Raw genomic sequence first — 24,630 nt, 5'->3', positions numbered from 1 at the left:
TACCAGTGAAACAGCGACAGTCTCCGCCGGTCAAAGCTTGGGTTCATGTCGCTCGATCGTTTTCTCGCCTTCGTATCTGCTCTCTGTGTCGGTCTTGTGCTGCTTCTTGGCGGTTGGTTGATGATTGCCGACCAGCAGGCACTGCTCACCGATGCCCGCCAACGTGAAATCGATCAGACCTCGGTGGTTTTTTCGACCACGATGGATCAGGCCGCCATTCTTTCCGCAACACATTCCGAGCTTCTGGCCGCTGATCCTTCCATTCGTACCCATCTGGCGGCAGGTTCTCGCAACGAGCTTCAGGCCTATGCCAAGCCGATGTTCGAGCGGCTGGCACGCCTGGCGGGCGTTAGCGTGGTGCATTTCCATGATGCAGCCATGAAGTCCTTTCTGCGCGTCTGGGAACCGCAGAATTTCGGGCAGGATCTTTCCACCTTCCGTCCGATGGTGGTGGCTGCCAATCACGACCGGCAGACGCAGAAGGGGCTGGAGCTTGGCGTGCGGGGCTTGAGCCTTCGCGCGGTATCCCCGGTTTTCGACACGAGCGGAAGCAACTTCATCGGAACCGTTGAGGTCGGCGTCGATCTGCAGGCGCTTGCCGATCTTGCCAAGGCTGCCAGCGGCAGTGATTTTGCTCTCGTGCTTGATCGTCGCTACCTGAAAGACGTGGGCAATGCCGTCGTGTCCGCCAATGGTCTTGTTCTTGATGCCGCCACCGACAAGGGTCTGTTCGAAAGCATTCTCGGCGCTGGCAAGGTCCAGCTCTCCCGTAGCGAGCTTCTTTTCTTCCATCGACTGGGGGACCGGGATCTGACCATTCAGGGTCGCCCGCTGATCGACTATAGCGGTAACATGATCGGAACGATCCTGACTGTCAGTGATTTTGGATCGCTGGAAAGCTATTACAACCGTTCACTGGTCACGATCGGGTCAGTATTTCTGGCCGGCCTCCTGATCGTGACCGCGATCTTCATGAGCACGGTGCGCGCAGCCGTGATCAGACCCCTGAAGGATCTGGCGGTCCGGGTGAAGGCGTCGCCTGAAGAAGCCGCCAAATCGCAGGCGACCAGTGGACTGAAGGAGTTCCGCGATCTGCAAAAAGCCGTCTCCGATGCTGTGTCCACGAGGCAGGATCGGGCCGGGGAGCCTTGAACCATGCACAATATGTTTCTTCGGCTTTTCGTTGCGTGTCTCGTCATCCTGCTCGGATCGTTCGCTGTCTCTGCGCAGGAGGGGGCTGAACGTCAGCCGCTTCCGCAAGGCGTGCAGCGTCCCCTGCAGATCCATCTGGTTGTCCGTGTGCTCGATATTCTCAAGATCGATGAGACCACGGGCGATGCGCAACTGGTCGTCGAAGTGCAGCAGCGCTGGAAAGATCCCGCGCTTCAGTTCAATGCCATCCAGTTCGGTCGTGATCGGCAGGATTTCACCGGCGCGGAAGCCGCAGCGAAGCTCGCCACGATCTGGAACCCCGCTGTCGAGATCGAGAACCGCAGCGGAGATGAAACGCTCCAGCTTGAAGCCCTGTCGATCCGCAGCAACGGGGAAGTGACGTCGATGCGCAGGCTTGAGGGGAGCTTCCGTTTTGCCCGTGACCTGTCGGCCTTTCCCTTCGATCAGCAGCATGTGAGGCTGGCCTTCGTATCCCAGTACTATCCGGCTGATGATGTGGTCTTCGTGCAGGACTTTCAGGATCGGCAGCTCTCCGGATTGCCGCCCCAGCTTTCTGCCTCGGACTGGAGCGCCAAGAACCTCTCCTTCACGACGGCCCAGTTTTATGGTTGGAGTGCAAGGCCCTTTGCGAAGCTGACGGCAGAGGTTGCCATCGATCGCAAATGGCCGCGCTATTTCCTGCGCATTTTCATTCCGTTCATCGCCGTCCTGTCCGTATCGCTGTTCATCCTGTGGCAGCCGAAGGGTTTGATCGGCGACAAAACGGGTGTCACCTATTCAGCACTTCTGGCGCTGGCGGCTTTGAGCTTCACCTTCGAGGCAAGTTTCCCCGGCAGCATGTCGGTGACATCGCCAATCGCCTTCATGATCTCGATCGGATATTTCTATCTGATCCTGGCGCTTCTGATCGATCTCTTCATGGAAAGTGAGCGCTTTCCGGGACGCACGGCCTATCCCTTCCTGTCCAGCGAAGTTCGCCGGGTGGTCCGGTACGTCATGCCGCTGATGTTCACCATCATCTGCATCTGCGTTACGCTGCGGTCGCTTGCCTGAGCCTGAATTAGTGCTTCATTAACTATAATGTCCTTAACGTGCGATTCATCTCAAGATGACCGCAATAAGGACACATTCATGTCGATCTCGCGCCGCGGACTGCTGATCGGGCTTCCGCTTCTCCTTGCCGGATGCGCTTCTACCTCCGGAACCCAGCAGGCAGATTACTCGGCCCGGCCGAACGAATTGCATCCCCTGAAGGAAGTGCCGCTCGACAAGATCAGGCCGGAACTGCGTCGAACCGAAGTGGCCTATGCGACGGAACACAAGCCGGGCACGATCGTGGTGGATACGCCTGCGCGTCGTCTTTACTATGTGCTGGATAACGGACGCGCCATGCGCTACGGCGTCGGTGTGGGCCGTGCCGGTCTTGCACTGGCCGGAAATGCCTATGTCGGTCGCAAGGCCGAATGGCCGACCTGGACGCCGACCGCCAACATGCAGCGCAGAGAAGCCCGCTACAAGAAGCTTGCCGGTGGAATGCCGGGTGGCCCCAATAATCCACTCGGAGCACGCGCAATGTATCTCTACCGGGGCGGTGCCGATACCCATTTCCGCATCCACGGCACCAACCAGCCAGAGTCGATCGGTCATGCCATGTCGAGTGGCTGCATTCGCATGATGAACCACGATGTCGTGGATCTCTATTCCCGCGTGAAGGTGGGCGACAAGGTTGTCGTCATTCAGGAAGCCCGCGCCTGATTTCAAAAGGTTGAAACAACAAGGCGGCGGAGGGAAACCAGTCGCCGCCTTTGCTTCCGATCAGTCCTTCTTCCGCTCCAGTGCGACAGACACGGCAAAGACCGCAAGGCCCACCAGCGAGAGTGCCGCGCCAACATAGCCGGTGGAGCCGTAGCCATAGCCCCAGGCGATCGTCAGGCCGCCGAGCCACGCCCCAAGCGCATTGGCAATGTTGAAAGCCGAATGACTGGACGCAGCAGCAAGCGTTTGCGCGTCGGCGGCAACATCCATCAGGCGCGTCTGAACCGCGGGGCAGGCGGCAAATCCGCAGCCGATGAGAAACACGCAAAGGCACAGCATGAACGGCACATCCGCCGTCAGGCTGAACACCGTCATAACCACGACGTTGAACAGCATCACGCCGCCGATCGTCCCCTTGAGCGATATGTCAGCCAGACGGGAACCGATGACATTGCCGACATTCATACCGATGCCGAAGAGCGCAAGCACGAACGACACCATGGCGACGGGCATCATGGCGGTCTCGGTCGTCGTTGAGGCGATGTAGCTGAAGATGGAGAACATGCCGCCAAAGCCGGTTGCGGCCACGCCGAGCGTCAGCCAGACCTGCGGTCGCTGAAGCGCTCCCAACTCCCGGCGAATGCTCGCGCCCGGCTGAACCTGATCCTGCGGCTGGAACAGCCAGACGAGTGCGACCGTCAGCAGGCCAACGCCGCCGACCAGCAGAAATGCGGCGCGCCAACTCATCATCTGACCGAGGAAGGTAGCGATGGGCGTGCCGATCAGCGTTGCGATGGTCAGGCCTAGCATCACGCGTCCGACAGCGCGGGCACGCCTGTGTGGGGCTGCCATGGAGGCGGCCACAAGAGCCGCGACACCAAAATAGGCACCGTGGGGCAGGCCTGTGACGAAGCGGAGAGCGGTAAAGGTGGTGAAATCCGGCGCAACGGCGCTCAGAATATTGCCGATCGCAAAGATGGACATCAGCATCAGCAGAAGGCTGCGGCGACTAACCCGAGCTGTCAGTGCAGCTATGATCGGTGCGCCGATCACCACGCCCAGCGCATAGGCGGTGATGACATAGCCCGCCTGAGGAATGCTGACGCCATAGGTAGCGGCAACATCCGGCAGCAGGCCCATGATGGCAAATTCGCCGGTTCCGATACCGAACCCACCGACCGCCAGCGCGATCTCGATGAGCACGATTGTCATGGGAGAGAGGGATTGAGCGGTTCGGTCGCGCAGAACTGACGGATCGTTAGCCCGGTCTGCGGCAAGGGTATCAGTCATGAAATTCACTGTCTGGCGGGAGGAGAAACTTTGAAGGCGATGTTTTTGACATCGCTTAATAAGGCTAGCATATCATATTGCACTGCGAAACGGTTTAAATTGGCAAATCGCAATCGGATTGTCCGGCAATGTGCTGGTCGGGCTTGTCGCATTCATAAAAGGCAACCATTTAACTCTGGCGCCGTTGTGGTGCGGATTTGAGATGGAACGCGGGCTTCAATGAAACTCATTGCGATCTTCAACCGTGACGGCGGTACCTTCAAGACGACCGACATGGACGCCTATTGCGATCATGCCGCGCGCATCTTCGCAGAGCAAGGGCATGACATCGAATGCCGGGTCGTAGCCGGAGACGATGTCGTAAGCGCCATGGAAGAGGTCGCGAAAAGCGGGGTCGACGGTTTGATTGCCGGTGGTGGCGATGGAACCATTTCCGCGGCGGCTGGCATTGCCTGGAAAAGCGGTCTCGTGCTGGGCATCGTGCCTGCAGGCACCATGAACCTCTTCGCGCGCACTCTCAAACTGCCTCTCGATATCTGGCAGGTGATCGATGTTCTGGCGCGAGGCGAGGTGGAGCACGTGGATATTGCCAGCGCCAATGGCCACAGCTTCGTGCACCAGTTTTCCGCGGGTCTGCATGCCCGCATGGTGCGATATCGCAACCAGATGAGCTATGCCTCGCGGCTTGGAAAGATGCGAGCCAATGCCAGGGCCGCTTTGGGCGTGATGTTCAATCCACCGGTTTTCGAGGTGGAATTTAACGCCGAAGGCCGCCGCGGTCTGCGCAAGGTTTCCGCCATTTCGGTCTCCAACAACGAGTTCGGCGAGGATGCGCTTCTCTACGCCGACAGTGTCACGGGCGGCCACCTCGGTTTCTACATCGCAGACGCCTTGACGCCGGCGGGCGTTGCCAAGCTGACGATCGATATCCTGCGCGGCAAGCTGAAGGAGAACGAGGCCGTAACCGCGATGACAGCCACCGAACTGGAACTGCATTTTCCCAAGCGGCGGCACGATGTGCGCTGCGTCATCGATGGGGAGCTGCTGCCAATGGCGAGGGATGTCAAACTGCGTATTCACGCCGGGGAGCTTAAAGTGCTGGTTCGCCAGCCGCAGCAGCCCACCCTTCAGGTGCAGGACCAGGAAGGCATGGTTGAACAGCAGCCTTCCCTCTAGATACGCGCGAGATAGGTCTGGTAATCGAAATCGGACACCGTGCGCAGATAGGCGATGGCCTCTTTGCGTTTCGTATCCGCATAGAGGCGCTGGTAGCCTTCGCCGAACGTATCTCGAATATACTCTGACTGCGCGAAGTCCTCGACGGCGGTGAGAAAGTCATGGGTCAGTCTTCTGCCACTCGTGGCTTGCTGGCCCGCCTCGGTTGCCGGACCCGGATCCAGCGTCGAATCGAGCCCTCTCAGAATGCCGCCGAGAATCGCCGTCAGCAGCAGGTAGGGGTTGGCGTCTGCGCCTGCCACCCGATGCTCGATACGTGCGCCCGGTCCATCGGTTTCCGGAATGCGGATCGCCGTCCCGCGATGGCCGACACCCCAATCGATATCCACGGGAGCAAAGGAGCCGGGCTGGAACCGTCGGTAGGAATTGGCAAAGGGTGCAAAGACGAGCTGCGCTTCCCGCATCGTCTCCAGCATTCCGGCACAGACAGATTTCAAGGCAGTCGGTTCCCCACCTGCCGCATCCAGCACGTTGCGCCCTGATCTATCTATGACGCTGGCATGCACATGCAGGCCGGAACCAGCATGGTCGCCATAGGGTTTGGCCATGCAGGTTGAGCGAAGGCCATGCTTGCGTGCCGCCATCTGCGCAAGACGCTTGAGATAGATGCAGTCATCGGCCGCCGCCAGAGCATCCGGCCGATGGTTGAGGTTGATCTCGAACTGGCCAGGGCCGAATTCTGCCGTCGAGGCGTCCGCTGGCAGGCCCTGCAGATCCGCCCATTCGCGCAACGTGTCCAGATAGCCCTGCAGGGCGTCCACGGCGCTCATGTCGTAGAGCTGAAATCCGTTCGGTTCGCCCCGGTAGGTGAGAGATCTTGGCGGGCGCGGTTTGCCGCTCTCTCGCCAATCGTCCTCGATCACGTAGAATTCAAGCTCGGTCGCAACGACCGGTGTCAGCCCCCGCTCTGCAAACCGGGCAAGCATGGAGGACAGGATCGCCCTCGGATCCATGAAGCTCGGTTCGCCCGTCAGTTCATGCATTGTGGAAAGAACCTGTGCCGATCCTTGCGGCGCCCAGGGCATGGGTGCCAGACTTCTGGGATCGGGAATGCAGCAGCCGTCGGGATCGCCGAGCGTCAGTGAGAGGCCCGTGATATCGTCATTGTCATCGCCCCAGATGTCCAGCGATTGCGTGGATGTCGGCAGCCGCACCTTGCCATCCCACACCTTGTTCTGCGCGCTGAGAGGAATCTGCTTGCCGCGAAGATCGCCGTTCATGCCGACGAGCAAGATTTCGATTCTCGGTTCCTGGGTCTCGACCGGCATCCGCGCCTCGCTGCTTTTTGTATTCATCACTGGCCGTCAGTCCGGATGGACCTTGCTTGCCAAGCCTGTTGCTGTTGGTCCATGTTCGTAGCGGATCGAACAGGGGCTTACAACGTGGCCGCCTCCGTTCAATCGCCAACATCGTAAACAAGTCAGACGGGGGAAGTCTTTGGACCCGGTTCGTAATTCCGAGAACATGAGCGCAATCGACCTGGCGCATCACATCCATCCCTTTTGCGACATGAAGGACATGGCGCGTCATGGTACGCAGATCATGGCGCGAGGTGAGGGGATCTGGATCTTCGATTCGCAGGGCAATCCCTACATGGATGCCTTCGCCGGTCTCTGGTGCGTGAATATCGGCTACGGGCGCAAGGAAATCGGCGAAGCCGTCATGCGGCAGATGAACGAGCTGCCTTATTACAATACCTTTTTCGGCACATCGACCCAGCCCGCGACCCTTCTAGCCCAGAAGGTCACGAGCTATACGCAAGGCCTGATGAGCCATGTCTTCTTCACCTCGTCAGGGTCCGAGGCAACAGACACTTGGTTCCGGCTGGCCCGGATCTACTGGAAGGTGCTGGGCCAACCTTCCAAGAAGCAGGTCATCGCACGACGCAACGCCTATCACGGGTCTACCGTGGCCGGCGCATCGCTCGGCGGCATGAAGCATATGCACGAGCAGGGCGATCTGCCGATCGAGGGTATTCACCACATCGGTCAGCCTTATTGGTACGCAGACGGTGGTGATCTGACGCCAGCGGAATTCGGGCTCAAGATGGCGCGCGAGCTTGAGGCCAAGATCGATGAACTGGGCGAGGAGAATGTGGCGGCCTTTGTGGGCGAGCCCATTCAGGGCGCAGGCGGCGTCATCATCCCGCCGGATACCTATTGGCCAGAGATTGAGCGTATTTGCCGGGCGCGCAACATTCTGCTGATTGCGGATGAAGTCGTTTGCGGTTTTGGACGCCTTGGCAGCTGGTTCGGCCATCAGCATTTCGGCTTCAAACCCGATATGGCATCGATCGCGAAGGGGCTTTCATCCGGCTACCTGCCGATCGGCGGCGTGTTGATCAGCGAAAAAGTCGCCGCTGTGCTGGCTGAGGCCGGCGACATCAACCACGGCTACACCTATTCCGGCCATCCGGTCTGCGCCACGGCAGCGCTGGAAAACCTTCGTATCGTGGAAGAAGAAGGACTGGTGGAACGGGTGCGCGACGATATCGGCCCCTACCTCGCACAGTCCCTCAAGACCCTTGAGGATCATGAAGTGGTCGGGCAGGTCGAATCGGTCGGATTGCTGGGCGCGGTTCAACTGGCCAAGGACAAGTCCACCCGCCAGCGGTTCAAGGATCCCGATCGCGCCGGGCGCGTGGTGCGCGGCTTCTGCTACGACCACCAGCTCATCATGCGCGCGACAGCGGACCGGATGCTGATTTCGCCCGCCCTGATCATCAGCCGCGAAGAGGTGGACGGGCTGGTTCAATATATCCGCCACGGTCTCGACCATTTGCGAGAGCAGCATCTCGATTGAAAGCTGTCTCAGCGCTGGGGCAGGGCGACCTGCTCCAGCCAGACATACCCGAACCGCATGGTATCGCCATCCTGCGCGAAGTTGTACGGAACGTCGACATAGGTGATTTTCAGCGATGCGGTCGAAACATCATTCGCTTTCAGGAAGTCGGCCAAGTCGACCGAGAAACCTTCGCGGCCGTCCCGCAGTGGCCAGACGATGAGGCCCGGACCGCGCCGCACGGCATCGGCAAAAGCGATAGGCTGAAGCTGCGGCATCAGCACCGGAACGCTGGTGAACTCCAGCCGTGCATTGCCAGCCATCATCAGATCGTCGGTGAGAATGTAGGCAGGCCGCTCATTGCGTGCGCCAACGACCTGTTCCAGCATGGGCTGGTAAGGCGTGTGCTCCTTGCTGTAGCGGCCGATATAGGGCGCGATGATATTGGCGGCTGCGAAATACAAGACGCTGACCGTCACGATGGCCATGACGGGAATGCCCATACGGGCCACGCTCTCCCTTGTGTCGATCCGTGCCGCTGCAATCTTCAGGGTAAGGTAAAGAGGAAGCAGCATCTGGAAGGGGGAGAGCCATTTCTGACGGATGCTGGAAGCGCCGAACCCGAGGCCGATCAGCGTAACCAGCACAAGACAGACCACGATCATCCATCCGATGACCCGGCTCCAGCGATCGCTGGCTCTCAAAACCGCTCCCAGATCCCTGTAGAAGATAACGGCGAAGATCGCGATGACCGGCAAGGTGCCCTTCAGGGTCGATAGCAGGATGGAGATGAGGCCGCGGATACTGTCACGCGCCAGATCTCCGGACGCACCCTCGCGCATGGCTTCTACTGTGCCGGTAGTCGCCACATCCAGGTTCATCAGCGCCCAGATCAGATGCGGCAAGGCAATGGCCGCCGCAACCAGCATGGCCGGAATCATGCGCCAGTCTAGCAACCGCTTGCGAAAATCGGGTTCCGGCAAGACGGCGATGATGGCCGCAATCGGGATGATGACGAAATTGTATTTTGTGAGAAAGCCAAGCCCGACCGTCAATCCGAGCAGGATGTACGAGCCGAGACTTGGCCTGTCGAGCGTCTTCAGGAAGGCAAGCAGGAACAGCGAAACGAAGCAGAGCGTTGCGATGGCATGCGTCAGATCCCGCTGCGCCAGAACGCTGATGGAGGGAACCATCAATAAGCCGAGCATGGCAATGAGCGGCAGTCTTCTGTCTTCCATCACCTGGCGCGCGGCAAGCCCGTAGAAGATGCAACAGAGAAACAGCAGGCTGTTCTTGAGTGCCGAGAGCGTCGCAACCGACAGGCCGAACAGCGCGTTCATGCCGATCTGCAGCCAGTCATACAGCGGCGGTTGCCGTCCATAGCCTAGCAGCAGCATTTGCGACAGAAATGCCTGCTCCGCCTCGTCATTCTGCAGGCTGTCGGAACGCAGAACCCGCATGATGACGCAGAGAATGAAGTAGGCGAGGACTGCCCACACAATGACGCCCGGTTGGCGGACGAGAAGATTACGGGTTCTGCTGATCACGGCTATAGATTTCCCTGACCACATAACTCAGGCTGCTGTCATCCTTGAAGTAAACGCGCGCCAGCATTTCCGCCAGAATACCGGTGGTGATCATCTGAACCGAGGACAGGAACAGCATGATTCCGACGAGAAAGAGCGGCCGCGTACCAATGTCATTGCCAAGAATGAACTTGTCGATGAACAGGTAAAACAGGATGAGCGCCGAGAGCGCGCCGATGCCAAGGCCAAGCGAGCCGAAAAAGTGGCCTGGCCGCGCCTTGAATTTCATGAAGAACAGGACCGACAGAAGATCGAGGATAACCCGGAACGTGCGCGAAATGCCGTATTTGGAAACGCCGTGCTGCCGTGCATGGTGCGTGACGGGCATTTCTCCGATGCGGGAACTCGGCACCACGTTGGCGACCCAGGCGGGGATGAAGCGGTGCATTTCACCCATTAGCCGGACCTGCTTGATCACCGACCCGCGATAGATCTTCAGGCTGCAACCGTAGTCGTGCAGGCGAACGCCGGTAATGCGCCCGATCAGGCGATTGGCGATCCAGGAAGGGATCTTGCGCAGGACAAGGCCGTCCTGCCGGTTCTTGCGCCAGCCGACCAGAAGGTCCAGTTCACGGCGCTCCAGTTCCGCCACCATGGCCGGAATGTCTTTCGGGTCGTTCTGCAGATCGCCATCGAGCGTTGCGATCAGCCGTCCGCGCGCTTCGGTGATTCCCGCCTGCATGGCAGCCGTCTGGCCGAAATTTCGCTGCATGGCGACGATGCGAAGTTCCAGCCCCTCGCGCCCGATGGCGGAACGGGCGGCGGTCAGTGTGGCATCGGTGCTGCCGTCATCGACGAGGATCAGTTCCCAGCGTCCGGCATATCCAGCCATTGCCTCCTGAACGCGCGCAATCAGCGGGCCGACGCTTTCCTCTTCGTTGAAGACAGGCACGACAAGCGAAAGTTCAAGCCCGCCTGTGCCCACCGTATCCGCGCCGATCAATTCCACAGTTGTACGCACCTGGTCTTTCTCCTAAACCTCGGGGGCTTGCCTTGATGGCCATCGACCCGGCCGGGTGATATCGCGTGGCGATATCTCCTCCGGGAATTGCCGAAGTGGATCTATTGCTGATGGACGCGTCCTCTATATGAAGAACGAAAGGCTTGCCAGCCAAAAGCCATGGATTCTCCGCCATGCGACCACACTTGTGACACTTGTTGCGGTGGTGTGTTATGTAGGCTTCATCCAGTGGGTATGGGGATGGGCGCAAATCGTCGGGATCTGGAGAACAGCCGGTCTTGGCATTGCAAGCACCGCGCTTCTGCTTTTGCTGATGACCTATGTGCTTCGCACCTGGCGGATCTACGATTATTTTCCGCGAGAAACGAAAGGCAGCTTTCGCCGTCTGTTTCGTGTGGTGCAGGTCCATAATCTCCTGAACGTCATGCTTCCTTTTCGCAGCGGTGAACTGAGCTTTCCCTTGCTGATGAAGCAGGAGTTTGGCGTCTCCATCACACGGGCCAGCGCTGCACTGCTGGTCATGCGGCTTTTCGATCTGCATGCGCTCTTTGCGGCAGCGGGGTTCGGTCTGGCTTTGGAACACCGCAATCTCTGGCTCTGGCTTCTTTGGGCACTGTTCGCGTTCAGTCCCGCGATTGCCTTCGCGCTCAAAGAGGGTCTGCTGAGGCAGGCGCGCAAGATCTCTCACCCCAAGCTTCAGCACATGATGGCGGAACTCGAACAAGGACTTCCGGCCAACACATCATCATTCATTCGCGCTTGGGGTGTAACCCTCGTCAACTGGTTCGTGAAAATTGCGGTCATGGCCTGGGTTCTGGTTCTGCTCGCAAACATCGGCCTTGCCGCAGGCTTCGGTGGCGCGCTTGGGGGAGAGCTCTCCTCAGTGCTTCCCTTGCATGCGCCGGGCGGCATCGGAACCTATCCGGCAGGAATAACAGCCGGAGCCTTGGCTTTCGGTGCCGAACGTTCGGAAAGCGCATTGGCTGAGCTGGGGCAGGCCGCCATCAACGCGCACCTGCTGATCATTCTCAGCTCCGTCATTGGCGCCGGGCTGTCGATGCTGGTTGCGGGGCGGTCGAAAACACCCCGCTAAAGCATCGGGCGAAAAAGTGGAATCCGGTTTTTCGCTCAACCGATGCGTCAACAAAGAATTTAGAGCGGCGGGCCGTTTCCGATTGGTCGCCCGACGCTCGAATCTCTCGGGTTACTGGAACGCCGTCTCGTAGAAGCTGCGCAGCTTGCGCGAATGCAGCGTTTCTGTCGGCATGGCGGCAAGTTTCTGTACGGCACGGATGCCGATCTTGAGGTGCTGGCGAACCTGCGTCCTGTAAAATTCGGTCGCCATTCCCGGCAGCTTCAACTCGCCATGCAAAGGCTTGTCGGAAACACACAGCAGGGTGCCATAGGGAACGCGGAAGCGGAAACCGTTGGCCGCAATGGTGGCCGATTCCATGTCCAGCGCAATCGCGCGCGCCTGCGACAATCGCTTGACCGGTCCTGCCTGGTCGCGAAGTTCCCAGTTACGGTTGTCGATGGTGGCAACCGTGCCCGTTCGCATGATGCGCTTCAGCTCAAACCCCTCGAGGCCCGTGATTTCCTCGACCGCATCTTCCAGCGCTTGTTGAACTTCAGCGAGCGCCGGGATCGGCACCCAGACCGGCAGGTCGTCGTCCAGAACATGGTCTTCGCGCATGTAAGCATGTGCAAGAACGTAGTCGCCCAGCCGTTGGCTGTTGCGAAGCCCGGCACAATGACCAACCATCAGCCAGGCATGCGGGCGCAGCACGGCGATATGGTCGGTGATCGTCTTCGCATTCGACGGGCCGACACCGATATTCACCAGCGTAATTCCGGCATGACCCTTCTTCTTGAGATGGTAGGCAGGCATCTGGGGAAGGCGTACAGGCGCTTCGTTGGTGCGGCTTCCGGCAGGGGTGATGATGTTGCCGGGCTCGACGAAGGCTGTATAGCCTTCGCCGCCATTCGCCATCAATTCGCGAGCCCAGGCCGCAAACTCGTCGATGTAGAACTGGTAGTTGGTGAAGAGTACGAAGTTCTGGAAATGATCCGCGCTCGTGGCCGTGTAGTGGCTGAGGCGGGCCAGCGAGTAATCGATGCGCTGTGCCGTAAACGGCGCAAGCGGCGCGGGCTCACCCGGAACCTGATCATATTCACCATTCGCGATCAGATCGTCCGTGTTGTTGAGATCCGGCGTATCGAAGATATCGCGGAGCGGCATGTCCGATACCGTCGCAGACGCGGATGCCTCGATATGCGCGCCTTCTCCGAAGGCAAAATGCAACGGAATCGGCGTCTGCGATTCGGACACCGTGATCGGTACGTTGTGATTGCGCATCAGAAGACCCAGCTGTTCCTTCAGATAATGGCGGAACAGTTTCGGCCGTGTGACGGTGGTCGTGTAATGGCCGGGCGCCGTGACATGGCCGTAGGACAGGCGCGAATCGATATGCCCGAAGCTGGTGGTTTCTATGCTCACCTGCGGATAGCACGCCCGATAGCGACCTTCGATCGGCTGGCCCTTCGCCAGATTTCCGAATGCCTCGATCAGGAACCCGGTATTGCGCTCGTAAAGCTCGGTCAGCGCGTCCACCGCAGCGGCGGGATCACTGAAGACCCTAGGCTCATAAGCCGGTGGATTGATGAAGGTGGGGGCAGATTGGGAAAAGATTCGTTTTGTCATGAGCCATTATAGTGTGGACTTGTTGACAAGCCAATTACGGCCGGGAAGCAGATTGCCGAGTTTTGAACTCAGAGGAGGGCGCCGCATTGCCCGCCTGTGGTCCGGCAGGAAAACGCAGAGGCATCCGATAGGGCATTCGCTTTCCGTGTCTGGTTCACAAGTGCCGACATTGAAATTGCAAATACCATCATCGTCAGCGTTATGATTGTCATTCTGCGCGCCAGTCTTGTCATGTCCGTCCACCCCTTATGCCTTATCCCTGTATCAAAGATGACAAGACTTGCCTGAACCTGCACTGAGGCAACCGTTCATCCGCAATTCAAGAGTCTTAACGAGACGCGAGCGAACAAAAAAATCCGCCGGAGTGACCGGCGGACCTTCTGGACGAATCGTGTGGGAGCGAGTTTAGAGGCGCGTCCAGGTCTGCGATTTGCAGAACACCGACATGACGCAGCCCTTCATCTTCAGAGAGTTTCCGCTGACTGCGCCCGATCCGCTATAGGTCTTATCGGCTTCGGGATCGGTGATCTCACCGCTGTAATTGCCGCCGGTGCCGCTCATCTTGCCGATCTGCTTGCCCGCATGTTTGCCGGTCTTCAGCGTTACACAGAAGGCAGAACCACACTTGCTGATGGCTGCCGTCTCGCCACTGGCAGTCTTCCAGTTGCCTTCGATCGGTTCCGCGGCCCAGGCAATGCCTGAGAACGCCAGCATTGCTCCTGCGATCAGTCCAGTCATGCGAATCATATGTGACGCTCCTCCGCCAAAGTGAAATCCGTCTTCCCCGAACGCAGTTCCTCCTCCGCGTTCTCGGGCTGATGTGCTGAGATTAGCTTACGCACACGTAAAGGTAAATAGGTGCCATTTCGTCAGGCCCGGTCCTGGCATCAGAGTTTGCATGCGAAATCATGGTCAAGAAAGGGTGAAAACGCCATGGTTGCCGTAAACCTAACAAAACGCGGAATCGACTGGTCCACAAGGGATGTGATGTTTAACAAAAACTGAGGTTTACCAACTGTTTGGACTTTGTTTGTTTCAAATTAATCATGCATTTTAGGCGAATTTTGAAGCCGCTGCCGCATAGTGAACCCATGAAGACGAGCAGAAAATCTGCCGGTCGGAGGTGATGAGAACCCGGAGAGGTTTCGCACTTTCGATGCCCGCAAGGGCTCTCGAAAACAGGGCAAGAATAACCGGTTCAACAGGGATTAAACCAATGGCACGCTTTGACATTCAGGAATGCGAAATGACGGCGATGGGTGGCGAGGCCCGCGCTGAACTCTTCTGTGACATGGGCTTGATGTATGCCACCGGACGCGGCTGCCCGGTGGATCTGGTTGCGGCTCACAAGTGGCTGAACATCGCCGCCATCAAGGGATCCGACCGTGCCGCGGAATTGCGGGCGGACCTCTCCCACATGATGACAAAGATGCAGCTTGCGGAAGCCCTCCGCGCCGCCCGCGACTGGATGACCACGCACTGATCCATCGCACGTCTATCCCTGAACCGGCAGATCGACGAAGAGGCTGAAGAGCTTAGTAATCTTCAGCCGATCGTCTTCAAAACCTGCGGCAGGGCCTCCGCCAGCAGTGTCATGTCCTGCGGCAGACCCGTGCTGATGCGGATGCACCGGTTAAGCGGCGCAACACCCGGCATGCGGATGAACACGCCGTGCTCCATCAGGCCATCCACGATGGCCCGCGCATAGGCGCCATCCCGACCGCAATCGATCGCGACGAAGTTGGTCGCCGACACGAGGGGCAGAAGCCCGTTCGCTCTGGCGATGTCGGAAATCGCGTCACGGGAGGCAGAGATTTTCTGCAGCACATCCGTGAGATAGGCCTGATCCTTCAGGGCCGCCAGCGCACCAGCGACGCTGATCCGCGCCATTCCGAAATGATTGCGAATCTTGTCGAAGGCCTGCGCGTTTTCAGGCGTGGTGATGACATATCCAACCCGCGCCCCGGCAAGACCATAGGCTTTGGAAAGCGTGCGCGTGCGCATGACATTGGGGCGGTCGATCAAACGGGAAAGCGCCGGGGTCGTGCCGTCTGGCGCTGTTTCGCAATAAGCCTCGTCCAGGATCAGCAGACAGGTTTCCGGCAGCGCTTCGGCAAATTCGGCCACGGCATCGGCATTCCACCAACTGCCCATGGGATTGTCCGGGTTGGCGAAATAGACCAGTGGCGCATTTTCGCGCTTCACAAGCTCAAGCAGACCGGCCAGATCTTCCCGATCCTGCACGTAAGGTGCGGTGACAAGTCGGCCGCCATAGCCAGCGACATGAAAATTGAAGGTGGGATAGGCGCCAAGCGATGTCACCACCGGCATGCCCGGCTCTATGATCATGCGAACGATATGGCCGAGAAGGGCATCGATGCCTTCGCCCACCGCGATATTGGTCGGGGAGCAGCCGAGATGAGCTGCCAAGGCCTGCTTGAGTTCGAAATTCTCCGGGTCGGAATAATGCCAGGTATCAGAGGCGGCCTCCGCCATGGCGGCCACGACGGACGGTGCCGGACCGAAACCGCTTTCATTGGCGCCGATTCTGGCCCTCACTATCAGTCCACGGTTGCGTTCGATTGCTTCCGGTCCGACAAAAGGAACAGTGGCAGGCAGTGAGGAAAGAAGAGGTGTGAAGCGCGCAAAGCTTGGCATGATGTTCCCGGCTCAAAGGGCAATGAGAGCCACACCATAAAGTGCTCCGGCTTATCCGCAAGTACACTTGCGGCGAGACTGGTACACTCGCCCGTCAGACCCGCAACGCCTTCTCAGGCGTCTTCAAATCCCCGCCGAATGACGTGATGCAGGAATTCCGGTGCCAACAGCATGTTGAAGCCGACAACCACATGCTCAGCTTCGCGCCGGATCACGGTGCAGCCGATTTCGTCATGGATGCCGAGAATTTCGAGGAAGAAGTTTTTCGGCATCGTCAGGTTGGGGCTGACATCCAGATCCGCGCCGTAAAGGGAAATGTTGCGCACGATGCAGCGGAAGTGAGAGGCCGTGCTCAGGTGATGGCCGACGAAGATGACTTTTCCCGGCCGGTCGATGACGTATTTCGGAAATGCCTGGTCGCGCGGAATGTTCGCTTTCGGATCAAGGTTGATATTCAAGGACATGACGCCCTCCATCGCTATTGGAACCCAAGAATAAGGGATATCACCTACCAAGCGGTAAAGGCGCTGCGTAAAATATGATAGGCAGCTTATCTTTTCGATAGTTTCTTCAACTGCCTGCTCCTCGTTGACGCCTTGTCCGCACGGCGCTACCCAAGCAGTCTCTACGCTCCATAGGAAAGGGCGGAAGACGCGAATGAAGGAGCGGGCAATGACGGTTGATCTGGTGGTTGTTGGGGGCGGACAGGCTGCTTTCTCACTTGTGGCCAAGCTTCGCAGCCTTGGTGACAGCCGCTCGATCACGATCCTGACCGCGGAGAATGTTGCTCCTTATCAACGTCCGCCTCTCTCCAAGAAGTATCTGCTGGGCGAGATGGAGTTCGACCGTCTTCAGATGCGCCCAGACGCCTGGTATGGCGAGCAGGCAATTGATCTGCGACTTTCGACATTCGTGGAGGAGATCAACCTTGCTGCTCGCTCGGTTCGCATTCAGGACGGTTGCTGCCTGAACTACAACAAGCTCGTCCTTGCAACAGGGGCTACCCCGAGACGCCTTCCCGCAGCCATCGGAGGCGATCTCGACAACGTTTTCGTCATGCGTGACAAGCGCGATGCGGACCAATTGGCTGCGGCATTCCAACCAGGCGCGCGGGCTCTGGTGATAGGCGGCGGTTACATCGGCCTGGAAGCGGCGGCCGTTGCAAGACACAAAGGGCTTGAGGTCACGCTTATCGAAATGGCGGACCGTATCCTCAAGCGAGTCGCCTCTTCTCAGACCGCAGACGCCATGCGGGCGATCCACGAATCGCACGGCGTTGCGATTCGTGAGTCGACGGGCTTGCGTCGCCTGATTGGGGAGGGCGGCAAGCTGGTGGGCGCCGAATTGGCAGACGGAACCGTCATCGATCTCGATCTGGCAATCGTCGGAATCGGCGTGACGGCGAATACGGAGCTTGCCCAGGCTGCCGGACTGACGGTGACGGATGGAATCGTGGTCGACTCAATGACGCGGACATCGGATCCGGACGTCCACGCGATCGGCGACTGCGCCAGCTTGCCTTGGCAAAACACAATGATCAGGCTGGAATCAGTTCAAAACGCCGTTGATCAGGCCGAGGCGCTCGCTGCGATTCTCGCAGGCAGTGACAAGGCCTATGAGCCTAAACCGTGGTTCTGGTCGGATCAGTATGATGTCAAACTGCAGATTGCCGGACTGAACGTCGGGTTCGACGAAACCTTCGTGAGGCAGGGAGTGCGACCGGGAAGCCAATCAATCTGGTATTTCCGGGAGAATCGGTTTGTTGCTGTCGATGCCATCAACGATGCCAAGGCCTATGTTACCGGCAAGAAACTGCTGGATTCGAACATGCCTTTGAACAGATCGATTCTTGAGGATCCGACGCGCGATCTAAAGGAGCTGCTTGCCTGAAGCCGTGTCTCGTCGCAAAAAGCTCAAGGATTTCAGATGATATCGGGGGATTTTGCAGGCAGTCTCGCAAAATGCCTTGCAATCGGTGGCTCGACGACATAATCACGTCGGCACCGGAGAGGTGGCCGAGTGGTCGAAGGCGCTCCCCTGCTAAGGGAGTATACGTCAAAAGCGTATCGAGGGTTCGAATCCCTTCCTCTCCGCCACTATTGATGCGAAAGCGCGCATTTCAAATATCTCATACATGACTGAGCATGAGGCAGACTCGCGAGATGAGCTGCTGGTGCAATTGCGCAACATGGCCTTCGCAGGTCTGGCTGCGCGTAACACCCTGTCGGATAACGACTTTCTTAATCATTGGTAAAATTTGAAACGTTGTCCACGCGCTTTTGTGTCGTTTGAGCAACAGCCATTTGTGAAGCAGCCCGGCTTGTCTGATTGCGGTCAACTTCACGATTGCAAGCGTCAACTGACCGAGTATGTTCACCATCAGAAGCGAGGCGGTGGATCGTCTACCTTCTGATTAAACGGGTGTGGGGCAGGGAAGGTCGTTTCGCGATCTAAAAACCCAAACCCTCGTTAAACTTGACTGGAGGTCATTATGAACATCAAGAGCCTTCTTCTCGGCTCCGCTGCTGCTCTCGCAGCAGTATCCGGCGCCCAGGCTGCCGACGCTATCGTTGCTGCTCAGCCGGAGCCGATGGAATACGTTCGCGTTTGCGACGCATTCGGCGCTGGTTTCTTCTACATTCCGGGTTCTGAAACCTGCCTCAAGATCGACGGCTACGTTCGTTTCCAGACGAACTTCGGCCGTAACGCTTCTGGCACGTCTGACTGGAATTCCTTTACCCGCGGTCAGGTCAACTTCGACGCCCGTTCCGACTCTGAACTCGGCACGCTCCGTGGTTACATTGCACTGCAGGGTAACGCGCTGAACAGCACGAGCCGTGGCGTAAACGTCGACCAGGCCTTCATCGAAATCGGTGGCCTCAAGGTTGGTTACTTCTTCAACTGGTGGGATGACGGCCTCTCTGGCGAAACCGATGATATCGGCCAGAACACGATCTTCAACTCCATCCGTTACACCTACACGGCTGGCTCCTTCTACGCTGGTCTCTCGGTTGACGAACTGGAAAGCCAGTCAGCAACCACTCAGGTCGCTCCTTTCGGCGTAGCTCGTGCAGTTGATCCGAACAACAACGTCGGCATCTCCGGTATCGTTGGTGGCGCATTCGGCGGCGTTAAGGTCAACGTACTCGGCGGCTACGACACAGACCAGGAAAATGGCGCAATCCGTGGTATCCTGACGGCTGATGTTGGCCCAGGCACCTTCGGCCTCGCAGCTATCTGGTCTTCTGGCCAGAACTTCTACTACGACAAGGCTGAGTGGACTGTTGCAGCTGAATACGCTGTAAAGGTCACCGACAAGTTCAAGATCACCCCCGGCTTCCAGTACTTCTGGACGCTCGACCAGAACCGCTTCGGCGACTTCGTTGGTTCGCGTGACGCTTGGAAGGCTGGTCTGACGTTCGACTACCAGCTGGCAAAGAACCTGTCTGCAAAGGCTTCGGTACAGTACTACGATCCTGACCGCGCTCAGGAGTCCTGGTCTGGTTACCTGCGTCTGCAGCGTTCGTTCTAATCTGACCATTCAGGTCTGATTGCGGAAGCCCGGCTTAGTGCCGGGCTTTTTGCGTTTGCAGCAAGGCCGAAGCCGCACACTCGTCGTTGCTTGGCTCAGCACGCTTGTGATGAGCATTCTAAGCCAGCTCGTTCAGGTTTTGCGGCCATGATGAGTCCCGTCGATCGACCAGCCATCTCCCATCAATTGATTCCGAATCTGAATTGCTCGGCGGATCAAGCTCGGATTGAGGCGTAAATGTGTCAGTGAAATCCTTGATTTCATTAATATTTCGTTAGTTTATGACGTGTCTGGCGTGTGCTGATATGATGTGATTAACTATTAGATGTTGCGCTGACGCGAATGTGTCACGATTTCGCAACAATGTTGAATTCAACGACCGTTGATAATCTCAAAACGTAGCTTTTTAATTTTGCGACTGCGAACGCCGGTGTTTTAATAGCCTCACATCAGGTTGACCCAAGCCACCTGACGCCCGATGGTTTCAATTCTCGAGGGAAAAACATGAACTTCAAGGTTCTCGCCGCAAGCTCTGTAGCTGCGCTGTCCTTTGCTTCGGCATCTTATGCTGCCGATGCTATCGTTGCTGCTCAGCCTGAGCCAATGGAATATGTCCGCGTGTGCGACGCTTTCGGCGCTGGCTTCTTCTACATTCCGGGTTCTGAGACCTGCCTGAAGATCGGTGGCTACGTCCGTTTCCAGACTGATTTCGGCCGTGATCTTTCTGGTCGTTCTGATTGGAACGCCTTTACACGTGCACAGCTGGAACTCGATGCTCGCTCGGATACGGAACTTGGTACGCTTCGCGGCTTCATCGGCCTTCGTGGCAACTCCGACAACTCCACCTCGCGCGGCGTAAACGTCGATCAGGCCTTCATCGAAGTCGGTGGCCTGAAGGTCGGCTTTTTCTACAGCTGGTGGGATGACGATCTGTCTGGCGAAACAGACATCCTGTCGTCCAACACGACTCAGTACAACGCCATCCGCTACACCTACACATCGGGTGCCTTTTTCGCTGGCGTCGCCGTTGAAGAACTCGAAAGCGCCTATGCTGGCGGTTCGAACCTCGGCGTTGCTTACGGTTTCGTTCCGAAGGCTAACAACAATGTCGGCATCAGCGGTGCAGTTGGCATTTCCGAAGGTGCGATCCGCGGTAACCTGATTGGCTCCTACGACATCGACCAGGAAAACGGCGCTCTGCGCGCGATTGCCTATGCCGATATCGGTCCTGGCACGCTCGGCCTGTCCGCTGCCTGGGCTAGCGGTGCGAACGCTTACTACGATGAGTCCGAGTGGACTGTCGCCGGTGAGTACGCCATCAAGCTGAACGACAAGTTCACGGTCACCCCGGCTGCTCAGTACCTCTGGAAGGTACAGACCAACCGCGTTGGCGACTTCGTCGGTGGCGATGCATGGCGCGCTGGCGTAACCGTGGATTACCAGCTGGCCACGAACCTGTCGGCCAAGGTGACTGCAAACTACCAGGACATCGACAACGGTCCGGAAAGCTGGACTGGCTTCTTCCGTCTGCAGCGCGCATTCTAAGAGCGCCTCACGACAAAGTTTTGAAAACCCGCCGAAAGGCGGGTTTTCTCGTTTTAGCTGGCAGGCAGATGCATATCTGCGGAAGTGCGCGTCGATCTCACGGTTACAGCACGCAACAGAACAAGGCCGTAAACGCTGGCAGCGAACTGGACAGTCGCGAGTTGGGTTAGACGGGACGCAGAAAGTCTAGGAGCGCATCGTACACCTGCGGCTTGTGCAGAAGCGGCGCATGACCTTGACCTGCGGCTGTTACGACACGGAGTTCCGGGTGCCGGTCTTGCATGGACGCTACGATCTGTTCGGTCAACAAGGTTGAGTGTTCGCCTCTAACAACCATCATCGGCCTGTCGTTCAGCAGATCGAATTGGGTCCATAGGTGAGGGAGCGGTTGTTCAAGATCCATCGATGCGAATGCACGCGCGATGGCTGGATCGCAGTCGGGAACAATTTGTCCGCCCTGTTCGGTATAGATGGCGCGAGCCATGTCCTGCCAATCGCTTGGCTCGAGAGCAGGGAAGGCGGCTCCATGCACGCGGGACAGCTGTTCCGCCGCAGATGCCCAGTCTGGAATGGCGCTGGTGTTGCCTTCGCCGAGATAGCTCTGGATCAGTTTCAATCCTTCCAATCCGAGTTCTGGACCGACATCGTTCAGCATCACGGCTGCTATTCGATCCGGGGCAAGTTGAGCGAGGATATGAAGAATAAGGCCGCCGCGTGAGGTGCCGACGAAGATCGCCTGCGTGATCCCGAGCGCATCCAGAACCAACAGGCAATCCTGTGCTTCAGTGAAGATGGAATAGGTTGCGGGATCTTCAGCCCGGTCCGAGGCGCCGCGCCCGCGATAATCGATGCAAATGACGCTGCGTGGCTTGATCGGATCGCCAGAGACCCGCTTGGCAAAAGCATGAAAATCGCGGCTATTGCGGGTCAGACCAGCCAGGCAGACAACGGGGAGGGCCTCGGAAGAGGGCTCATGGTTCCTGTAGGTCCGGTAAGCGATCCGTGTGCCGTCCGCTGATGTCACGAAGTCGAGTTTGGCGCCGTCTTCTCGCACGCTGGATCCTTCTTCCTGTGTGGCCGAATGCTTCGCTTGTCTAGGGTCAAAGTTTCATGTCGCGTCCTGAGGCGCAAGATGCATGCCTCGCCTTCCAGCACGTCCGGCAACAGCAATATGCGGGAAATAGGTAACTACGACCGGCGTCCAAACCGAAGGTCATCGACGATATCGGCTTTTTGACCCAGGCGAACCTTGTAGACCTGATAGTTTTCCATCACACGCTGGACATAGTTGCGTGTTTCCGGGAACGGTATCCGCTCAATCCAGTCGACAACCTCATCGATGGTCTTGCCGCGTGGATCTCCATAACGCGCAATCCACTCCGGCACACGCCGCGGCCCAGCATTGTAAGCAATAAAGGTCATGATGTAGGAGCCATCGAAGGCGTCGATCTGCTCCCCAAGATAATGCGCGCCAAGGGTCGCGTTATAGCCTGGATCAGAGGTCAACTTGGCCGCCGTAAAAGGCAAGCCATGCCGGCCGGCAACCGCTTTCGCTGTACCGGGTAGCAATTGCAGCAGGCCGCGCGCATCTGCGCCCGAAATTGCGGTCGGATTGAACGCGCTTTCCTGCCGCGCAATGGAGTAGGCAAGCGCCTTTCCGGAACCATTGATATTGGCAGAGGGCGGGATGACGCCGATCGGAAATGCCAATGCAGCGACATCCAGCCCGCGGTTGAACGCAGACTTGCCGATCTCAAGGGACATGGCGTGGTTGTTGTTCCGCTCCGCGCGCGCCGCCAGAATTGCCAGCTCCCCGGGGCTCGTCATTTCGTCAGCCAATGCCTTGTAAAGTGCGTCGGCTCTTTTCGCGTGTCCGGCCTGATCCAGCCTGTCGATGGCGCGCACCGCTTCCCGCGATTCGAACAGCCGCCGATCCTGGGCACTGGGCGATGGATAGGAAACATTGAGGGCAGGGCGGTTGAGGCGTGCCGCTGCAAGCTGTCCATAAAAGGTCGCGGAATAGGCCGCGGCCTTCGAGAAATAGTCACCGGCATTGCCCGGACCACCGGCTTCCGCAGAGCGACCAAGCCAGTACCAGGCGCGCGAAGCCGATAGAGGCCTACTCGAGGCCTTCAGAATCCGTTCGAAATGCTGGGAAGCCACCTTCGGGTCGCGCATGCCGCGCAAGGCGTACCAGCCGGCATGAAACTCGGCATCAACGATATCTGTCGGACTTTTCGCGTTGTGGGCGGCCACCACCTGATAGGCCGACCTGAAATCGCCATTATCCGCCAGACCGCGCGCAATGATCCGGCGCTCGTTCCACCATTCGCTGGCATTGACCATGTCTCCACGGTCCTTGGGAGCACGAGCAAGCAAAGAGGCCGCTTGTTCATATTGATCCTGACGGCGGAGATACTCGATCCGGACGAAGAGATAGGCGGAATCGTCCTGCAGCGACCGGTCGACACTGCTTATGAGGGCGGCTGCATTCTTTGCATTGGTCGCAACTGCAACCCAGGCTTTGTAGAGAGATGGCGCGCGACCAAGTTCGCTAAAACGCTGTGCCTGCGCTGAGCGTCCCCGGTACATGAGGTAATCCATCCGCGCTCGATGATCGGACGCTGTCAGCACAGAGCCGAATTCCCGCAGGATCTGATCTTCCAGATCCTTATCCAGCGCATAGCCGATCCAGAATGGCCGCAGGATCTTTGCTGCTCCCGGTCCATTTCCCTGCGCCGCAAGCGCTCTGGCCAGAATGATGGCGCCTTGGGGCGTTTCTGGAAGTGTGCTGCCAAACGCCGCAAGCACCTGCGCTGGCGGAGGATTTTCTGCAAAAAGCGATCGCTCGGAATTGGCGCGTAGCCTGGAAAGCCCCGGCCAGCCGGTCAGCTCCCGTTGGGCTTCGGCAATCTCGGAGGAGGGGACGCCGCGAGCACCCGACGTTGCGAGTGCCCAGGTGAGAAGATGATGATCAAGCGAACCGGGGGTCAGCGCGTCCCGGGCAGCAAGTGCTGAGGCGATGTCGCGGTTGGACAGAGAATCCAGGCCCTGCTTCAGAAGCGAAAGAGAAGCGTCGGCGTCCTGCGGCGCAGTGGCGCGCGGAATGGAACCCGTGATTTCCGGAACAGGCACGGCGGCGGGCTGAAAGTCTTTTGGCCGGGAAACAGGATGCGGAAGCGGACCATCCGGCAACGGCGCACAAACGACCGCGGATGCCGTCAATAAAAGCGTCAGACTTGTTACGCAGAGAGAGGTCTTCATCCCGCACTCATGTTCGCACAGTTGCAATCCGTTCCGATAGTTAATTACGCTCCATCTTGATTAACAGCCCGTTACTGCATGGGCCTCGCATCGGCAATCTTCTATCACGATCTATTGCAAAACGCACCTTGTCACGCTTGTCGCGGCT

General features: G+C 58.2%; 20 protein-coding genes and 1 tRNA gene. 11 read left to right on the top strand and 10 right to left on the bottom strand.

What is annotated here, in order from left to right; translation table 11 throughout:
- Window positions 1-45: 45 nt before the first annotated feature.
- From G6N80_RS21185 to G6N80_RS21175, 3 genes are all read left to right on the top strand, one after another.
- Complete coding sequence (locus tag G6N80_RS21185) at window positions 46-1,152, top strand: cache domain-containing protein (RefSeq protein WP_165136582.1); 1,107 nt, start codon at window positions 46-48, stop codon at window positions 1,150-1,152.
- A 3-nt stretch (window positions 1,153-1,155) separates the two neighbouring features.
- Window positions 1,156-2,226 carry a ligand-gated ion channel gene (locus tag G6N80_RS21180; protein ID WP_062552795.1) on the top strand — a complete coding sequence of 357 codons (1,071 nt, stop codon included), beginning with the start codon at window positions 1,156-1,158 and terminating at the stop codon, window positions 2,224-2,226.
- Between the two features lie 78 nt (window positions 2,227-2,304).
- On the top strand, window positions 2,305-2,928 hold the full coding sequence (locus tag G6N80_RS21175; protein ID WP_165136578.1) for a L,D-transpeptidase: 624 nt from the start codon (window positions 2,305-2,307) through the stop codon (window positions 2,926-2,928).
- Between the two features lie 60 nt (window positions 2,929-2,988).
- Here the strand turns inward: G6N80_RS21175 and G6N80_RS21170 are convergent, their stop codons facing one another.
- Complete coding sequence (locus G6N80_RS21170) at window positions 2,989-4,218, bottom strand: MFS transporter (protein ID WP_165136575.1); 1,230 nt, start codon at window positions 4,216-4,218, stop codon at window positions 2,989-2,991.
- A 219-nt stretch (window positions 4,219-4,437) separates the two neighbouring features.
- Between G6N80_RS21170 and G6N80_RS21165 the strand changes: the two genes are divergently transcribed.
- Window positions 4,438-5,394: a diacylglycerol/lipid kinase family protein gene (locus G6N80_RS21165; protein ID WP_165136572.1), complete on the top strand. Its 957-nt coding sequence runs from the start codon at window positions 4,438-4,440 to the stop codon at window positions 5,392-5,394.
- Here the strand turns inward: G6N80_RS21165 and G6N80_RS21160 are convergent.
- On the bottom strand, window positions 5,391-6,749 hold the full coding sequence (locus G6N80_RS21160) for a glutamine synthetase family protein (protein WP_246251446.1): 1,359 nt from the start codon (window positions 6,747-6,749) through the stop codon (window positions 5,391-5,393). The genes G6N80_RS21165 and G6N80_RS21160 overlap by 4 nt on opposite strands.
- A gap of 169 nt (window positions 6,750-6,918) precedes the next feature.
- On the opposite strand from G6N80_RS21160, the gene G6N80_RS21155 reads away from it, so the two are divergent.
- Window positions 6,919-8,256, top strand: coding sequence for an aspartate aminotransferase family protein (locus G6N80_RS21155; protein WP_165136569.1), 1,338 nt, complete (start codon window positions 6,919-6,921; stop codon window positions 8,254-8,256).
- Between the two features lie 8 nt (window positions 8,257-8,264).
- Here G6N80_RS21155 and G6N80_RS21150 read toward each other — a convergent pair whose 3' ends face one another.
- Window positions 8,265-9,782 carry an ArnT family glycosyltransferase gene (locus G6N80_RS21150; RefSeq protein WP_165136566.1) on the bottom strand — a complete coding sequence of 506 codons (1,518 nt, stop codon included), beginning with the start codon at window positions 9,780-9,782 and terminating at the stop codon, window positions 8,265-8,267.
- Window positions 9,763-10,782 carry a glycosyltransferase family 2 protein gene (locus G6N80_RS21145; protein WP_165136563.1) on the bottom strand — a complete coding sequence of 340 codons (1,020 nt, stop codon included), beginning with the start codon at window positions 10,780-10,782 and terminating at the stop codon, window positions 9,763-9,765. Before G6N80_RS21145 ends, G6N80_RS21150 begins: the two co-directional genes overlap by 20 nt.
- Before the next feature lie 127 nt (window positions 10,783-10,909).
- Between G6N80_RS21145 and G6N80_RS21140 the strand changes: the two genes are divergently transcribed.
- Complete coding sequence (locus G6N80_RS21140) at window positions 10,910-11,875, top strand: lysylphosphatidylglycerol synthase transmembrane domain-containing protein (RefSeq protein WP_165136560.1); 966 nt, start codon at window positions 10,910-10,912, stop codon at window positions 11,873-11,875.
- 111 nt (window positions 11,876-11,986) lie between these two features.
- Here G6N80_RS21140 and amn read toward each other — a convergent pair whose 3' ends face one another.
- Entirely contained in the window at window positions 11,987-13,483 is a 1,497-nt protein-coding gene (amn, locus tag G6N80_RS21135; protein ID WP_062552787.1) for an AMP nucleosidase, read from the bottom strand.
- Window positions 13,484-13,888: 405 nt separating this feature from the next.
- Complete coding sequence (locus tag G6N80_RS21130) at window positions 13,889-14,221, bottom strand: DUF2147 domain-containing protein (protein WP_376748601.1); 333 nt, start codon at window positions 14,219-14,221, stop codon at window positions 13,889-13,891.
- Window positions 14,222-14,699: 478 nt separating this feature from the next.
- Here G6N80_RS21130 and G6N80_RS21125 point away from each other — a divergent pair, with 478 nt between their 5' ends.
- On the top strand, window positions 14,700-14,966 hold the full coding sequence (locus tag G6N80_RS21125; protein WP_062552785.1) for an SEL1-like repeat protein: 267 nt from the start codon (window positions 14,700-14,702) through the stop codon (window positions 14,964-14,966).
- 62 nt (window positions 14,967-15,028) lie between these two features.
- Here G6N80_RS21125 and G6N80_RS21120 read toward each other — a convergent pair whose 3' ends face one another.
- A complete protein-coding gene (locus G6N80_RS21120) occupies window positions 15,029-16,141 on the bottom strand; it encodes a pyridoxal phosphate-dependent aminotransferase (RefSeq protein WP_062552784.1) in 1,113 nt (370 codons plus the stop codon).
- A 113-nt stretch (window positions 16,142-16,254) separates the two neighbouring features.
- Window positions 16,255-16,605, bottom strand: a complete 351-nt coding sequence (locus G6N80_RS21115; protein ID WP_137135273.1) for a hypothetical protein — start codon at window positions 16,603-16,605, stop codon at window positions 16,255-16,257.
- Window positions 16,606-16,813: 208 nt separating this feature from the next.
- On the opposite strand from G6N80_RS21115, the gene G6N80_RS21110 reads away from it, so the two are divergent.
- The 4 genes from G6N80_RS21110 to G6N80_RS21095 all read left to right on the top strand — a co-directional run bounded on the left by G6N80_RS21110 (window position 16,814) and on the right by G6N80_RS21095 (window position 21,218).
- Window positions 16,814-18,031: an NAD(P)/FAD-dependent oxidoreductase gene (locus G6N80_RS21110; RefSeq protein WP_165136557.1), complete on the top strand. Its 1,218-nt coding sequence runs from the start codon at window positions 16,814-16,816 to the stop codon at window positions 18,029-18,031.
- A 115-nt stretch (window positions 18,032-18,146) separates the two neighbouring features.
- Window positions 18,147-18,237, top strand: a tRNA-Ser gene (locus G6N80_RS21105).
- A gap of 395 nt (window positions 18,238-18,632) precedes the next feature.
- Window positions 18,633-19,673, top strand: a complete 1,041-nt coding sequence (locus G6N80_RS21100) for a porin (protein ID WP_165136554.1) — start codon at window positions 18,633-18,635, stop codon at window positions 19,671-19,673.
- A gap of 504 nt (window positions 19,674-20,177) precedes the next feature.
- Window positions 20,178-21,218 (top strand): porin, encoded by a 1,041-nt coding sequence (locus G6N80_RS21095; RefSeq protein ID WP_062552781.1) that lies wholly within the window; start codon window positions 20,178-20,180, stop codon window positions 21,216-21,218.
- Between the two features lie 166 nt (window positions 21,219-21,384).
- On the opposite strand, the gene G6N80_RS21090 is transcribed toward G6N80_RS21095, so the two are convergent.
- Window positions 21,385-22,272 (bottom strand): alpha/beta fold hydrolase, encoded by an 888-nt coding sequence (locus G6N80_RS21090; RefSeq protein WP_062552780.1) that lies wholly within the window; start codon window positions 22,270-22,272, stop codon window positions 21,385-21,387.
- A 134-nt stretch (window positions 22,273-22,406) separates the two neighbouring features.
- Window positions 22,407-24,482 carry a transglycosylase SLT domain-containing protein gene (locus G6N80_RS21085; protein WP_165136551.1) on the bottom strand — a complete coding sequence of 692 codons (2,076 nt, stop codon included), beginning with the start codon at window positions 24,480-24,482 and terminating at the stop codon, window positions 22,407-22,409.
- Between the last annotated feature and the right edge of the window lie 148 nt (window positions 24,483-24,630).

The organism is Rhizobium rhizoryzae (genome assembly GCF_011046895.1).
GTDB lineage: Bacteria > Pseudomonadota > Alphaproteobacteria > Rhizobiales > Rhizobiaceae > Neorhizobium > Neorhizobium rhizoryzae.
This window is presented reverse-complemented; position numbering and strand designations above follow the sequence as displayed.

Coding starts and splice junctions, on each gene's coding strand:
- G6N80_RS21120 (WP_062552784.1), bottom strand. CDS start 16,141: ATGCCAAGCTTTGCGCGCTTCACACCTCTTCTTTCCTCACTGCCTGCC.
- G6N80_RS21175 (WP_165136578.1), top strand. CDS start 2,305: ATGTCGATCTCGCGCCGCGGACTGCTGATCGGGCTTCCGCTTCTCCTT.
- amn (WP_062552787.1), bottom strand. CDS start 13,483: ATGACAAAACGAATCTTTTCCCAATCTGCCCCCACCTTCATCAATCCA.
- G6N80_RS21160 (WP_246251446.1), bottom strand. CDS start 6,749: ATGAATACAAAAAGCAGCGAGGCGCGGATGCCGGTCGAGACCCAGGAA.
- G6N80_RS21115 (WP_137135273.1), bottom strand. CDS start 16,605: ATGTCCTTGAATATCAACCTTGATCCGAAAGCGAACATTCCGCGCGAC.
- G6N80_RS21100 (WP_165136554.1), top strand. CDS start 18,633: ATGAACATCAAGAGCCTTCTTCTCGGCTCCGCTGCTGCTCTCGCAGCA.
- G6N80_RS21165 (WP_165136572.1), top strand. CDS start 4,438: ATGAAACTCATTGCGATCTTCAACCGTGACGGCGGTACCTTCAAGACG.
- G6N80_RS21140 (WP_165136560.1), top strand. CDS start 10,910: ATGAAGAACGAAAGGCTTGCCAGCCAAAAGCCATGGATTCTCCGCCAT.
- G6N80_RS21155 (WP_165136569.1), top strand. CDS start 6,919: ATGAGCGCAATCGACCTGGCGCATCACATCCATCCCTTTTGCGACATG.
- G6N80_RS21125 (WP_062552785.1), top strand. CDS start 14,700: ATGGCACGCTTTGACATTCAGGAATGCGAAATGACGGCGATGGGTGGC.
- G6N80_RS21170 (WP_165136575.1), bottom strand. CDS start 4,218: ATGACTGATACCCTTGCCGCAGACCGGGCTAACGATCCGTCAGTTCTG.
- G6N80_RS21085 (WP_165136551.1), bottom strand. CDS start 24,482: ATGAAGACCTCTCTCTGCGTAACAAGTCTGACGCTTTTATTGACGGCA.
- G6N80_RS21180 (WP_062552795.1), top strand. CDS start 1,156: ATGCACAATATGTTTCTTCGGCTTTTCGTTGCGTGTCTCGTCATCCTG.
- G6N80_RS21110 (WP_165136557.1), top strand. CDS start 16,814: ATGACGGTTGATCTGGTGGTTGTTGGGGGCGGACAGGCTGCTTTCTCA.
- G6N80_RS21130 (WP_376748601.1), bottom strand. CDS start 14,221: ATGACTGGACTGATCGCAGGAGCAATGCTGGCGTTCTCAGGCATTGCC.
- G6N80_RS21095 (WP_062552781.1), top strand. CDS start 20,178: ATGAACTTCAAGGTTCTCGCCGCAAGCTCTGTAGCTGCGCTGTCCTTT.
- G6N80_RS21185 (WP_165136582.1), top strand. CDS start 46: ATGTCGCTCGATCGTTTTCTCGCCTTCGTATCTGCTCTCTGTGTCGGT.